Annotated in this window: 10 protein-coding genes; 1 reads left to right on the top strand and 9 read right to left on the bottom strand. The window is 28.7% G+C overall.

Annotated features, from left to right (window positions below):
* Positions 1–24: 24 nt before the first annotated feature.
* The 7 genes from rpoD to BABL1_RS02420 all read right to left on the bottom strand — a co-directional run bounded on the left by rpoD (position 25) and on the right by BABL1_RS02420 (position 9,392).
* Entirely contained in the window at positions 25–1,917 is a 1,893-nt protein-coding gene (rpoD, locus tag BABL1_RS05580) for an RNA polymerase sigma factor RpoD (protein ID WP_023791933.1), read from the bottom strand.
* Positions 1,904–3,652, bottom strand: coding sequence for a DNA primase (gene dnaG / locus BABL1_RS05250; RefSeq protein ID WP_023791931.1), 1,749 nt, complete (start codon positions 3,650–3,652; stop codon positions 1,904–1,906). The genes rpoD and dnaG overlap by 14 nt, the downstream gene beginning before the upstream one ends.
* Positions 3,639–4,448 carry a prolipoprotein diacylglyceryl transferase gene (locus tag BABL1_RS02440; RefSeq protein ID WP_023791928.1) on the bottom strand — a complete coding sequence of 270 codons (810 nt, stop codon included), beginning with the start codon at positions 4,446–4,448 and terminating at the stop codon, positions 3,639–3,641. Before BABL1_RS02440 ends, dnaG begins: the two co-directional genes overlap by 14 nt.
* Positions 4,449–4,476: 28 nt before the next feature.
* Positions 4,477–5,298: an alpha/beta hydrolase gene (locus BABL1_RS02435; RefSeq protein ID WP_023791924.1), complete on the bottom strand. Its 822-nt coding sequence runs from the start codon at positions 5,296–5,298 to the stop codon at positions 4,477–4,479.
* Positions 5,299–5,391: 93 nt separating this feature from the next.
* Positions 5,392–7,221 (bottom strand): tRNA uridine-5-carboxymethylaminomethyl(34) synthesis enzyme MnmG, encoded by a 1,830-nt coding sequence (gene mnmG / locus BABL1_RS02430; protein ID WP_023791922.1) that lies wholly within the window; start codon positions 7,219–7,221, stop codon positions 5,392–5,394.
* 166 nt (positions 7,222–7,387) lie between these two features.
* A complete protein-coding gene (locus BABL1_RS02425; RefSeq protein ID WP_023791919.1) occupies positions 7,388–7,807 on the bottom strand; it encodes a hypothetical protein in 420 nt (139 codons plus the stop codon).
* Between the two features lie 253 nt (positions 7,808–8,060).
* A complete protein-coding gene (locus BABL1_RS02420) occupies positions 8,061–9,392 on the bottom strand; it encodes an APC family permease (protein WP_023791916.1) in 1,332 nt (443 codons plus the stop codon).
* Positions 9,393–9,574: 182 nt separating this feature from the next.
* Here BABL1_RS02420 and BABL1_RS02415 point away from each other — a divergent pair, with 182 nt between their 5' ends.
* Positions 9,575–11,149 carry a hypothetical protein gene (locus BABL1_RS02415; RefSeq protein WP_023791913.1) on the top strand — a complete coding sequence of 525 codons (1,575 nt, stop codon included), beginning with the start codon at positions 9,575–9,577 and terminating at the stop codon, positions 11,147–11,149.
* 40 nt (positions 11,150–11,189) lie between these two features.
* Here BABL1_RS02415 and BABL1_RS02410 read toward each other — a convergent pair whose 3' ends face one another.
* Positions 11,190–11,957: a TrmH family RNA methyltransferase gene (locus BABL1_RS02410; RefSeq protein ID WP_023791911.1), complete on the bottom strand. Its 768-nt coding sequence runs from the start codon at positions 11,955–11,957 to the stop codon at positions 11,190–11,192.
* Between the two features lie 3 nt (positions 11,958–11,960).
* Positions 11,961–13,091, bottom strand: a complete 1,131-nt coding sequence (gene tgt, locus BABL1_RS02405; protein ID WP_023791908.1) for a tRNA guanosine(34) transglycosylase Tgt — start codon at positions 13,089–13,091, stop codon at positions 11,961–11,963.
* Positions 13,092–13,103: the final 12 nt, after the last annotated feature.

The following is a 13,103-nucleotide window of genomic DNA, read 5'->3' as shown; positions in this document are numbered from 1 at the left end:
ATATTAATTCCTTTAGTTTAAATATTATTCGTCATCTATATTTTCATCATCAGGTTCTTCTGGTAAAAGTATTTCTTTTTCAAAGAACGTTTGTAATTTCTTACTTCTTGAAGGATGTCTTAATTTTCTTAAAGCTTTAACTTCTATTTGCCTAATTCTCTCTCTTGTTACTGAGAAATCTTTACCAACTTCTTCTAAAGTATGTTCTGAGGCTACATCAATACCAAATCTCATTTTTAGAACTTTTTCTTCACGCGGAGTTAAAGTTTTTAATACTTCTCGTACTCTTTCTTTTAAATCTGTGTTTGCAACTGTATCAGCAGGAGAGAAATCATTTTCACTTTCAATAAAGTCTTTGATATAAGCATCTTCACTATCTCCTACAGGCGTTTCTAAGGAAATAGGCTCTTTTGAGATCTTAATTATATTTTTAATTTTCTTTTCATCTATATTTAACTCTTTTGAAAGTTCTGCATAAGAAGGCTCTCTTCCATGTTCTTGTATAAATACTCTCTTTATTTTATTAATTTTATTAAGAGTTTCTACCATATGAACAGGAACCCTTATAGTACGTGATTGATCGGCAATTGCTCTTGTAATAGCTTGTCTAATCCACCATGTAGCATAAGTAGAGAATTTATATCCTCTTTCAAATTCAAATTTTTCTACAGCTTTCATCAATCCTATATTACCTTCTTGAATTAGGTCAAGGAAATGTAACCCTCTATTGACATATTTTTTTGCTATATTAACAACAAGCCTTAAGTTAGCACGAGCAAGATCATCTTTTGCTCTTTTATCTTTTGCCTGTCCTCTTCTGAGTTGATTATAATATTTAAAGATATCTGCTTGCGGTAATCCTAGCTCTTGTTCTAATTTTCTAGCAGTTTTATAGTTTGCACGAATTTGTCGGTCAAGATCTTGAACTTCAAGCTGTTCGCTTTCTGTTAAAATAGATTTTTTAGACATTTGCTTGAATAGCATTTCATTTTGCTTGATAAAGGTTAATTTATCATTTATTTTGTTTATAGATCTTTCGATTCTTCTTGCAAGTTTTCTAATAAGCTTATTAGATAATCTGATTTCTTGAATCTTTTTACTAATTTCTTCTTTATTCTGTTTAACCTTATTTAGCATTTCCTGCTTTTTGTCTTCTGAATCTAATTTGCCTCTATAGCTTTGATAGATTTTCTCTTCATTTTTAATTAGATTTTTTAGCTCATTTATAGTAACAATTAAGACATCTCTTTCTTCACTATATTTTGGTAAATTCTCTTCGTCATATTCAGAAAATTGAATTATTTCCTTAAGAGAAATAGAGTTTTTCTCAAGTTTTTCACCGAGTAAGACTACCTCTTTATGAATAAATGGAAATTTAGAAAGAGCTTCTATAGATTCTTTTTTGCCTTCAGCTATTTTCAGTGAAATTATGCTTTCAGTTTTTTTATTTAATAGAGGTATTTTACCTATATCTCTTAAATAAGCTTTTACACCATCTGAAACGTGCGCTGATTCACTTGCTTCTCTTACTAAATCTCTTTCATCCTCATCTTCATCTTCACTTTCTAATTCATCCTCATCGGTGTAATCTAATGAGCTTTCAATATGAGATTTTATATGTGCTTTTGCAATATTATCTTCTTTTTCATATCCAATTTCAGTTTCATTTTCAAGTTCTTCTTCCATTATAAGTTCTACATTTTCTTTTTCAAGAATCTTGATAATATCATTGGTCTCTGATTCAGAAAGATTATTTCTATCACAGAACTCTAAAAGTTCTTCATACGTGATAATACCTGATTGACGTCCTTTTTCTAGTAATATATCTACTACCTCAGTATTAGAACCATCCAAATCAGCTATTTTTTTATCTTGTTTTTTAGTACTTTTAACTTTGTTGATCTTACCTTTGACCATGTATACCCCTTTTTAATATTTTTTTCTTTAGTAAATCTAATTCGGCTAAGAGAGTTTTTGTTAAATTACTGTTACCGGTTTTTTCTGCTTGATTTATTTTTAGCTTGATGTTATAAACTAAATCTTTCCATTGCTTTTTGTAAAATTCTGTCATTAGTTCTTCAAGCGAATTATTGTTATCTGCTTCTATAACTATTTTACTTATAAAAGTTTTATCCTCTTGGCTAAGATCTTCATTGTTGCACATTTTTGAGAATATTTCTTTAATAGGTAAAGAAAACCAATCTTTCAAAAATTCTGTATCTTCTATGTTCAAAGATTTATGAGCTTCTTTATAATCTATTATAGCAGAAAATATTTTTTTTTCTAATTGTGTTATTTTAGATGTATCATGAATATTAATATTTTTTATTGATTGCTTCTCTTCATGTATGACTTTATAATTATTATGATCTTCCTTTTTAGTAGTTAATTCATATTTTAATGTCTCAAAAGGTATGCTAAAGGCTTGAGATGCTTGTTTTAATAATAAATCTTGCTTAAGTAAATCATCTATAGAGAATATTATATCTATTAATTTTTTAGTAGATATAATCTTTTGATTTAGACTTTGTTTATGAAAATCAGATCCGATATATTCTAGATAGAATGTAAATATATCTTTCGTGTTTAGTATTAAAGATTTAAGATCATTATTTTTTTCAAGATAAGAAGCAGGATCTTCGCCTTTTGGCAAACTAATGACATAAAGATCTATATTTGCTTGCCAGCAAGATTCTATTAGTCTTGTTATAGCTTTTTGACCTGCTGTATCTTGATCATAAAGAAGATAAAGTCTTTGAGTGTATCTGGAAAGTTGGGTTAAATGTTCTTTTGTACAAGCAGTTCCTAAAGTGGCTACTGTATTTAAAAAATCATTTTGAGTCATCATGATAGTATCTATATAACCTTCTACTAAAAATACGGCATTTTTTTCTTGTATTTTTTTCTTTGCAAGATCTAAGCCAAAAAGTAAGGATCCTTTATTGAAAAATTGATTATCATGAGAGTTATAATATTTGGCTCTATTATCTTCCTCTTTAATGATGCGTCCTCCAAAGCCTAATAAATTACCTAAATGATCTTTTATACCAAATATTATTCTATCTTCAAAAGGCGAATAAATGCCGTGCTTTCCTTCTATCAATATTTTGGAATCAATTAAATCACTTGTAAGTATATTATTTTTTTTTGCAAAAGATATTAATTCGGTAATATTTTTAGTGCCTGATGGAACGAACCCTATTTCAAAGAGATCTATACTGTTTTTATTAATGGCTCTTTTGTTTAGGTAATCCTGTGCTAATTTACTTTTTAATAAATTTTTTTGTGCCCATTTTAGAAAAATTTCGTTAGTCTTAATATATTCTTTTTTCTTATTAAATTTATCTAAATTATTAAAGTCGCTTTCTTGATTATCTGGTAAATCTATATTATATTTTTGACTAATTATCTTTGCTGCTTCTAATTGTGAGCAATTTTCAATTTTTGCTATAAAAGAGATGACATCGCCTCCACTTTGGCATCCGAAACAATAGAATATTTCTTTTTCAGGGCTTACCGTAAAAGAACCGGTTTTTTCACTATGAAAAGGACAACGCCCTTTATAATAAGATCCTGTTTTTTTTAAGGTTACATATTCGCTTATTATGCTTAAGATCGAACATTTTTGTTTGATTATGTTAAATAGGTTCATGATGCTCAATCTTATTTTTTGTTAATCTAATTATAATAAAACTTAAAAAAGCAACTATTAAGATAAATATAGCAAGCAGTTGAGCCTTTGAAATATCCTGAGAGTATATAATATTTTTTATTATTATATCTCTGTCTCCTCTTAAAAAGTCTATTGAGATTCTTTCAAGTGAAGAAAGCATTAAGTATATTGTTAGAAGAGTTCCTTGTTTTAACTTATAGCGAGAATATAAAAATTGCATAAATATAAATATAAATAAAAATGTTAAGGAGCTATAAATTTGAGTAGGATGCAAAGCTAGTTCAAGAGGAGCAATAGATTCAGGATCTCTATAAGTAACTGCCCATAATTGGCTTGGATTGCACACTTGGCCATAACAACACCCTGCTAAAAAACAACCTATTCTTGATATAGAATGAACAATAGGTATATAGACGGATATGATATCAAGTGCATAAAGTATTTTAATATTTTTTTTCTTTAAAGTAACAGCTAAGTATATTAAACCTGCTATAATGGATCCTAAAACAGCAAGCCCACCGTTCCAAATACTTATTATTTCAATAATGTTATTGTAATGTTTAAAATTGTTAATTACGTGTAAAGCTCGTCCCCCTATTATAGCAATGATAGCTGTTTCTGATGTTAAATTTATAATATCTTCTTTGCTTATAAGGTTTGTAACGCTTTTATCTCTTCTTATTAACCAAAGAAAAACAATTATGCTAATACTTATAGCAACGCTAAAACTATTGAGTTTTATAGGACCGTATATATTAAAAATTACTGGATACATATTAATTTAATTTAAATTTTTAAAATGATTACTTACTAGCTTCTAGTAGCCTTTCTCCTAATTGTGCTAATTCTTCTATATGTTCTATATCATGCTTTTTATAAAAAGCATGTACTACTGTTTGGTAATTATTAGCATCAGTACCCCATTGATAAGAAGCATGTTCACCATCATTTAGCTTTAATAAATATACGTTGTTATGACCTGTTGACTTTAACTGTTTATATAATCTAATACTGCTTTTAATTGGAATTAATCTGTCCTTTTTGGAATGCACAAATAATATTGGCAAATTTTTAGGTAAACTTTTTACTATATCGATTGGCCTAATACCATTTTTATCGTAATTAGGATATTTTCTTTCTATAATTTTATGAAATAAATGTTTTATACCGGGTATCCAACCTACATACTTTCGATTTAGTTGATATTCGATAATTTTTTCTATTGAATCGAAAGGGGATTCAAGAACAACAGCTGCTAATTTCTCTGGATGTCTTGATGCATAATTTATAATCGTTGAAGCTCCACGTGATACTCCAACTAATACTATTTTGTTTACAGCTTCATCTTTTAAGCATTCTTTATAGATGTTATCTAAAGTCTCAACATCTTTATCTTGAGCAAGATTAGCATTATTTTCATTGAATTTTCCATCAGAATCTACATCGCCGAAATCAAAACTTATATTATTGTTACCTAAAATTTGCCAATTAAGTTTATTTGGCATAGTATACCGCTTAATTTGATTTCGGTTTCCTTCTAATCCATGACTAAATATAAAAACAGTCTTTGCGCTTATATTTACATTAATGAAAACAGATAATAAAAGTATTATTTTATTCTTCATATTAATACCCTTTTTTTATATAGTTTGATTTTAATAAAATTATAAATTTATATAAATAATAAGGCAAAGAATTTTTACATAAAAATATTAGTTTTATTTAGTTTTTTCTCTTACCTTAAATATTAGTAACGATATAGCAGCAGGTGTCATTCCCTGAATTAAATTAGCTTGAGCTATATTTTTTGGTTTAATTTTAGTTAGCTTTTGTTCAAGTTCTCTACATAGACCTGGAATATTTTTATAACTCATATTATCAGGTATTTCTAAATTTTGATAATATTGAGATTTTTCAACTTCTTTTTGTTCTCTTTTAATATAAGGACCATATAGTAATTCAGCTGAAATAGTTTGTAATGTCCTGTAATTTATATCAGGCTTTATCTCTTTTATTTTGTCATGTACTTTTTCTACTTCACCTTGACTGAATAAACGCATAATTTCAAGATGATTTTTATTAGATCTTAATGATTCCAAAATATCTTTAATTAAAGCTCTTTCTTTTTGAATATCTTGATAGAGCTCATTGCTTATAAGACCTAGATTATATGCTTTATCTCCTAATCTATCAAACACGTTATCTTGTCTTAATAATAATCTACGTTCTGCTCTTGAAGTAAACATTCTGTATGGCTCATCTATGCCTAGAGTTACTAGATCATCAATCATGATTCCTATATAGCTTTCATTTCTATTTAATATAAAAGGTTCTTTTTTATTTATCTTAAGATGAGCATTAATACCAGCGATTATGCCTTGACCAGCTGCTTCTTCATAACCAGTAGTACCATTAATTTGTCCTGCTAAAAATAAATTTTCTACCGTTTTTACTTCAAGCGTATGATAAAGTTGATTAGGAAGTACTGCATCGTATTCTATTGCGTATCCAGGTCGTACTATAATAGCATTTTCAAATCCTTTTATAGATCTTATATATTTTTCTTGTATTTCGATTGGTAAAGATGTTGAAAGGCCATTTGGATATATTTCATCGTTAGAAGCGCTTTCAGGTTCAACAAAAACATGATGAGAATTCTTATCTGCAAATCTGGCTATTTTATCTTCAATAGATGGACAATATCGAGGAGGAGTCCCTTTTATATGTCCTGTATAAATTGGCGATAAATGAGCATGCTCTTTTATTATCTTATGAGTGTTTTCGTTGGTATGAGTAATATAGCAACCTATTTTATGTTCAACTTGATGTGAAGTAAATTCAAAAAGCGAGTCTAAATTGTCAGATCCTTGATATTCAAGTTGAGAAAGATCTAAACTTGAGCGCAGTAACCTAGGAGGAGTACCCGTTTTAAGTCTCACCATTTTAAGCCCAAGTTCTTTAATAGATTGTGAAAGAGTTTGAACAGCTTCTTCACCTTGACGTCCTGCACTATAATTATTATGACCCATGTGAATTAAGCCTCTTAAGAAAGTCCCGGTTGTTAATATTACCGCACCTGATTTATAAGTCTTATTTGAGCGAGTTTTTATACCTATTACTTTATTGTTATCAAGTATCAGCTCTTCCACCATATCACTTATGATAGTTAAATTTGGTGTTTTTAATAGCTCTTCTTGACTCAAAATTTTATATCTTTCTTTATCTATTTGAAGTCTTAAGCCTTGAACTGCAGGTCCTTTACGAGTATTTAGCATTCTTGCTTGTAAGTAAGATTTAGTACATAATTTTGGCATTAAGCCTCCTAATGCACTTATTTCAAATACTATATGACTTTTGCCTATACCACCTATTGCAGGATTGCAAGGCATATGTCCAATTTTATCTATACTTAAGGTAATCATTAGAGTCTTTGATCCCATACGACTAGATGCATAAGCAGCTTCTATTCCTGCATGTCCTCCTCCAACTACAATTACGTCAAATATATTTTCAGAGATTAGATTATTATCGATTTTATTTGTGTTCATTGTTATAAAATATTATTAATTTAAAATAGTTATAATAGATTATTTTAAATTAATAATACTAAAAATTAATCATAAAGTCCAAATACGTTAAAATTACAAAATAAAAAAATCTTAATTTATACAGTTGATATTGTATAAATTAAGATTTTTAATAAATTAAAATTTATTACTTAGTTCTTCTTTTAAGTCTTTCTGTTAAATTTTTTAGGATTATAGCTTTGCTATATTTTTTTGCTAAATCTTGTTTTAATCTTGTAGGAATAAGATTTTGAAATTTTTCAAAATTTCTTCCTGCTTCATAAATATTTCTTGATTTTTTAATATTATCGATTGCAGTGCAATATTGTGGAAAATTAGGAGCACCTTGAAGTAAATTTTTTAAATCTTCTAACCAACCTTCAAACGTTTTTCCTGGCTCTATATCTTTGTTTAGGAAATTTTCTATAAAAGTAGATATTCTATGTTGTTGTTCATTAGAAATCTCTGTATCATTTGTTGCTTTAGTGGTTAAATTAGAAGAAAGTAAGCTTATTAAGATAAAAAAATGAGCTTTAATTTTTAATGTATTTATAATATTTCTTTTCATGCTTTTATTCCTTATTATTAATAATTAAATGATTTAATAAAACAGTTAATTATCGTTAAATATTACATTATATTTCTAATCTAGTTTAATAGGAGCTTTTGCTCATGTCAAAAGCCCTAAATTTGAATAACTTAATATCAGATTAGTATTTATTAATATTTTTATCAATATTTAGGGGTTATATTGATTATGCTATACTACTTATTTTGTATAATTGATAATTTATAATTAAGTAATAAACTTGGTCAAAAAATTATAAATCTTGATAAATTTCTAAATTACCTAGTTTATGTTTTTTGTAAAACATATAACATCCAATGATTTGTAGAAATATGAATAAGATAAGCAAATTGGATATTCCATAAACTGATAAATTAAATATGAATGCGCTTAATAGTATTAAACAGCTTATAAGTGAAAATATAGCTATTTTAATGTTAGTTTTCTGCCTCTTATCTATGCTTAATATTAATAGTGATAGAGTACTAATTGTATAAGAAATGGTTGCTCCTAGAGCACCTACTTGTTGTAGAGGAATCTGTTGAGCTTGTGTTATTAATAAGTAAATTATTGCGATTAAACCTTCAGTAATTATACAAACATAAGGAATATGATGTTTATTAAGTAAGGTGAAAATTTTACTCATAAATAGATGGTTGCTTTGTGCTAAATTATAAAGATTCCAGCTATTGCTGAACATTACCCCATAAGCAGCTCCTAAGGATGATGCTGCTATTCCTAAATTGAGAAGTACTATTGATATATGTTTAATTTTATTATTTTGAAAAAAATTAGAAAGTTTCGCTATTAGTGTTGGAAAAACTTCTAAATATCCATTAGTGAGACTATAAAGTTCTTTTCCTAAATTCCCACATAACATAAATTGAAATAATGTAGCAATTATTACTACTATTATATAAGAAATTAATATAGCTTTAGGACCATTCTTTTTTGGATTTTCAATAGATTGGCTAAGAGAACAACTTGCTTCAAATCCAGCAAAGGCAAAAAATACTAATGTTATACTTGCAGGTATTCCTGAAGGTATTAGTAATTCAGAGTTAAAATTAGCTTTAGAAAATAAATAAAATCCAGAAAATATGGTAAAAATTATTGGTACTAATTTAAAAATGATAAAGCCATATTGAATTGTGCTACCTGTTCTTAAATTTAGGAGATTAAATATTGTAAATATGAATATGGTAATTGCATCAAGCAATAGTATTGGTATCGATTGAAGTTCAGGAATAATTTGCTGTAAAAGCGAAAAACAGACATGAATTCCTAATACCAATGTACTTATTTTTCCAATGAAATAACTCCAACTACTTAAAAATCCAAAAAAAGGACTTATTGGTAACCCCAAATGATAAAAAGTAGCTCCTGAATCTATAGAGCCCCATAATTTAACTATTGCTAATATAAGCGGTAGCAATAATATGCCTACTATAATATAAGATAATGGACTTAAAGAACCCGTTAGCTTTGATAATAGTACTGTATTAACAAAGATTCCTGATCCTAACATAATGTTTATGTTTATTAGAATAACGGAGAATAAAGATAGCTTTTTTTTATTTGTCATGGCCCTTATATTTACATTTATAGCTTTTTAATCATATTTCTATATATTTAAGCAATATTTTGAAAATTTATCAAAAAATAATTATAAAAATCTAGCTTGAAAATAATAATAGAGTTATGTATCTTATTGTAAGTTTTTGAATTAGGTTTAATTATTTGAAGTGGGTTACAGGAGATAGATAAATGGTTAGATTAAAATATCTAAAAAAAAGTTTATTATTTTTAATGATATTTAATATCATATTGATAAAAGATGTCAAAGCTTATATTTCTCAATCAAGTACTGAATTTCCAGAGGCAGAAAATATAAATAAATCAAATTGTAATACTGATTGCAGTAATGAATGCGGCTATGGGTGCAGTAATGATTATGCTAGTAGTCGTACTATATTTATACCAAGACTCTTAACTACAAATTCGATGTTAGATTTGCCTTTAGGGAACTATCAATTTTATCATAATGCTCAATGTCCTGAAGATAAAGCATTTTTCGATATTCAAGCTAGTTACTTTCATTTAAGATCAAGAAAAGAATGTGAACTTGCTGCTTATTTTTTACCAAATGGAAGAAGATGTATAAGTGTAAGAGAAGATGGTTCAGGGGATGTAGGATCCTTATGGCTTGGTCTTATTTCTGCTGATGGAACACAATTTGATTCAAGAGTATGTTTATCGCCTAGAAGAAAAGTAGATGGTGGTTTTTTTAACTTTTATTTTGATTTTAATACTTGGTTATGTGGTACATGGTTAAGTATTGCATTTGCGGCTATGCGTGTTGAACAAAATATTTGTATTAAAGAAAGTTGTGTTGAAAATACTGGAACTTTAGATAATGCATGTAACGCGACTCAAGCATTAAATAATAGCGAGTGGTGTGCTGGTAGATTCTGTCCTAATACTATGGTAAGAACAGGTGTTGATGATGTGCAATTTAAATTAGGGTGGAATTACTATTTTTGCAATCAAGACCATTTTGGTATTTATTTTGTAGCAACAGCACCAACTGGGCATAGAACACGAAATTTATTTATTTTTGAACCACTTGTTGGCACACGTTTTGGTAGCGCTGGAGTTGGATTTAATAGTGATTATACTGTATATGATTTTGGTAATCAAGCGTTACATTGGATGGCTGATTTGAAATATCGTTATGAATTTTCTTATTGTACTAGACGTTTATTTGATCTTTGTAAAAATGGTCCTTGGTCAAGGTATTTATTAGTAGTATCTCCTGATCAGCCTTCTATGACAGAACCGGGAGTTAACTATTTTGCCAGACGAGTTAGAGCGACTCCACGAAATACTGTTGATTTTTGGACAGCTTTACATTACAACTGTTGTGAATACCATTTTGAAGTTGGTTATGATTTGTATTGGCATCAAGCTGAAAAAGTTTGTCTTGCTAATTGTGAAAATCAAAGCTTATGTGTAGGAATATATGATATTAGTGGGGACTGTCAAGGAAATCCAGTTTCTGCTACATGCAATGCTAATATCTCTCAAACTGTAGTGAATGCTGGATGTAATGTAGCTCCTAGTGATCCTATGTTTGTACCTTTAAGCACATCAGATTTAAATTTATCATCTGGAGCGATGCCTAAAGCAATGACTCATACTGTTTATGGTGCTTTATCTTATAATACTGAGTTTTGGTGTATGCCGCTTATGCTTGGTTTTGTTGGTATGTATGAGTTTGCTCATTCCAATACAGCTTTTGAGCAATGGGGTGTTCAAGTAAGAACTTCAATTAGCTTTTAATAATCAGGAAGAGAGAATCTTTTAAAAATCTCTCTTCTTTTTATATGTTTTTACAGAAAGTTAAATATAAGGCAATAGAACCTGCAACAGCAGCATTAAGACTTTCAGTGTTGCCTGGCATTTTTAAAGTGATAGGTCTATCACAATCTTCTATCCATTGATTTGGCAATCCATTTCCTTCATTTCCTACTACTAATAAAGCATTATCTTTTTTTATACTATCAATAGAATAACCATTTTGAGGAACTAGAGCATATAATTTTAGTTTATTTTTTTCTTTAATTTCTAATAGCTCTGACCAGCTTAACTCAAATATATTAACTAAAGCGATTGTCCCAGCACTTGCTTGAATGACTTTTGTAGACCAAGGGTCTGTTCCCTCCACTATTGCTATGGATTTGATATTACATGAAGCTGCTGTTCTTATCAGTGTGCCCATATTGCCTGGGTCCATTATTTGAGCAAGGACTAGACCTTCATTTAATTTATTAATATCGAACTTTTTATTGTAAAATATAGCAACCAACCCAGGATTGGTTTTTAATGTGCTTATTTTGTTAATTATATGATCTGAAACTATTCTTATTAGCTTTTCACTTAAATTAAATTTATTAAATAAATTTATTGTATTTTTTAGATTATCTTGAGTTATGTAAATTTTGTCTAATTTTAACCCAGACTCTAAAGCTGTCTCTATAGTTCTAATACCCTGGAATATGCACTTATTTGTTTCTCTTCGTTCTTTAGCATTATGAAGTTTAACAATTGATTTTATTTCAGTATTTATAAGCGAAGTTATATATTTCATGATTTAAATAACTTCGTTTAATATCAAGTTTCTATAGTTTGACATTAATTTAATCATATAATGAGTATTGTGTATTGATGCCAATGCAAGTCCGGTCATTTCTCTTGCTTTAAAAAGATGATGTATATACGCAGATGTATAATTCTGGCAGGTATAACATATGCAATCAGCGTCTAAAGGTTCAAATTTAAGTTTATATTTATTTTGCAGGATTTTTACTGTACCTTCTGATGTAAAAATTTGACCATGGCGAGCGCATCTTGTTGGATGAGAGCTATCAAATGTATCAATACCTAATCTAACGCAAGCGTCAATAGATTCTAAGTCTCCGATACCTAAAAGATGATTTGGTTTATCTTCAGGAAGCATAGGCATAGTGTAATTAATAAGCTCAAGCATTTCTGATCTATTTTTACCAATACTACCTCCAATTGCATAACCATCAAATGGTAAATTGGTTAAAAATTCACAACTTTTCTTTCTTAAATTTTTGTCAATTCCACCATGAACAACTGCATATATAGCTTGATTATTTTTATCTTTAAGATGTTGCTTTAAAGATCTTTCTTCCCAACGATGAGTTCGGTCAAGAGATTTTTGCAGTTTACTTTGATCTATATGATAAGGCGGCAATTCATCAAATGGTATTATGATATCAGCTCCTAAATCTTTTTGAGCTTGAATGGATGTCTCAGGTGTAAGCATAATTTTGCTACCGTCCTTATAAGATCTAAATAAAACGCCTTCTTCTGATATCTTAACTACTGCTTCAGTATGTTTTTTGATACCTTTACTTTTAAGTTCTTCTTTTACAGTTCCATATGCTAGACTGAATACTTGAAAGCCTCCTGAATCTGTTATTATGGGATGAGGCCTATTGATAAACTTATGAAGGCCTCCTGCTTGTCTTACAGTTTCAGTTCCTGGATGTACCATTAAGTGATAGGTATTGCAAAACATAAGTTCTACACCTATATTACTTGTTGTTATACTATCGATAAGTTTTAGGGTGCCATTAGTTGCAACTGGTACAAAATTTGGGGTATTTATTATTCCGTGAGGAGTGAATATTCTTCCAACTCTTGCTCTTGATTTTTTAGATTTGGCAATAACTTCGAATTTAAAGTAATTCATATTTAATTTATT

Origin of the sequence: Candidatus Babela massiliensis, from assembly GCF_000513475.1 — a bacterium.
Lineage (GTDB): Bacteria > Babelota > Babeliae > Babelales > Babelaceae > Babela > Babela massiliensis.
Note: the sequence above shows the minus strand (reverse complement) of the source record. Positions and strands in the feature narration are given on the sequence as shown.

Bases quoted from the DNA above. Each gene is read 5' to 3' on its own strand.
- rpoD (WP_023791933.1), bottom strand. From the start codon at position 1,917: ATGGTCAAAGGTAAGATCAACAAAGTTAAAAGTACTAAAAAACAAGAT.
- dnaG (WP_023791931.1), bottom strand. From the start codon at position 3,652: ATGAACCTATTTAACATAATCAAACAAAAATGTTCGATCTTAAGCATA.
- BABL1_RS02440 (WP_023791928.1), bottom strand. From the start codon at position 4,448: ATGTATCCAGTAATTTTTAATATATACGGTCCTATAAAACTCAATAGT.
- BABL1_RS02435 (WP_023791924.1), bottom strand. From the start codon at position 5,298: ATGAAGAATAAAATAATACTTTTATTATCTGTTTTCATTAATGTAAAT.
- mnmG (WP_023791922.1), bottom strand. From the start codon at position 7,221: ATGAACACAAATAAAATCGATAATAATCTAATCTCTGAAAATATATTT.
- BABL1_RS02425 (WP_023791919.1), bottom strand. From the start codon at position 7,807: ATGAAAAGAAATATTATAAATACATTAAAAATTAAAGCTCATTTTTTT.
- BABL1_RS02420 (WP_023791916.1), bottom strand. From the start codon at position 9,392: ATGACAAATAAAAAAAAGCTATCTTTATTCTCCGTTATTCTAATAAAC.
- BABL1_RS02415 (WP_023791913.1), top strand. From the start codon at position 9,575: ATGGTTAGATTAAAATATCTAAAAAAAAGTTTATTATTTTTAATGATA.
- BABL1_RS02410 (WP_023791911.1), bottom strand. From the start codon at position 11,957: ATGAAATATATAACTTCGCTTATAAATACTGAAATAAAATCAATTGTT.
- tgt (WP_023791908.1), bottom strand. From the start codon at position 13,091: ATGAATTACTTTAAATTCGAAGTTATTGCCAAATCTAAAAAATCAAGA.